The organism is Synechococcus sp. R3-13 (genome assembly GCF_047462195.1).
Classification (GTDB): domain Bacteria; phylum Cyanobacteriota; class Cyanobacteriia; order Thermostichales; family Thermostichaceae; genus Thermostichus.
Genome location: NZ_JANSIO010000163.1, coordinates 1 through 1,004, shown reverse-complemented (window position 1 = coordinate 1,004; position 1,004 = coordinate 1). Strand labels below are relative to the sequence as shown.

Here is a 1,004-nt window from a genome sequence, read left to right as displayed (position 1 = left end):
AAGCTGTTGTTGTGGCTGACCGGCATTCCCAAGCGGGTGGGCTATGCGCCGCCGGGGCCGGGGCGACCTTGGCTGACCGACCCGGTGCCCCTGAAGCCAGCCCAGTATGCTGCCCAGATGTACCACGACCTGGTGCAGGGGTTTGGCATTGCTGCGCCGGCGGGGTTGCCCCAGATTCGTCTGAAAAAAGCAGACCTGGAGTGGGCAGAGCAGGAACGCAAGCGCCTTTTGGGGGATGCCGCTCAAGATTATGTGCTGTTGCATCCGGGGGCCAGCCAGCTGTTGCAGGAGAAGGGAATTCAGAAGATCTATCCCTCTGCCAACTGGGTCAAGGTCATCAAGGGTTTTCGGGAGCAGCGGCCGGAGCTGCCGTTGGTGCTGGTGGTGGGGCCAGAGGATGAGCAGCTGGCGGAGGGCTTTCTGGCGCAACTGCCGGAGCTGCCGGTGAGCCGTCCTGTCCGGCTGGGGCAGCTGGCGGCCTTGATTGGTGGGGCAACGCTGCTGTTGTGCGCCGATAGCGCTCCCATGCATTTGGCGGTGGCGGTGCAGACGCCGCTGGTGGCGTTGTTTGGGCCCACCGACCCGTTGCGGCTGCTGCCTTCAGAGGGGCCGTTTCGGGCGGTCAAGGGGGCCGATGGGAAGGTGGAGTCGATTGCCCCCGAGCAAATTCTGCAGGTGATCTTTCCGGCCTAGAGCCAAGGTTTTCGTGGCAGCAACCCAGTCCAGTTTCTCTGCAGGCGGACCGAGAAGCCTTCTAGCCTGGGAGATGTGTCCCTGTCTGCTTTTAGCCGGCGGGAGAGCTTGCTTTGTCACCTTGGCTCTCCCAGGCTTGCTGGCGAGCGACCGTAAGGCAGTCAGCATTGCTGTTGACCGGGGGAACTTCTGCCCTCTTGGGGGAAAGGGGCTGGGGAAGTAGGGGATTCTCATGCGGACGAAGGGACTTGAACCCTTACGCCTTGCGGCACTAGATCCTAAGTCTAGCGCGTCTGCCGTTCCGCCACGTC

The 1,004-nt window shown here is 62.8% G+C and carries 1 protein-coding gene; it reads left to right on the top strand.

Annotation, left to right across the window (positions count from 1 at the left end):
- On the top strand, nt 1–693 hold a 693-nt coding region (locus NW856_RS05050; RefSeq protein WP_414399394.1), incomplete at its 5' end, for a glycosyltransferase family 9 protein.
- Nucleotides 694–1,004 lie beyond the last annotated feature (311 nt).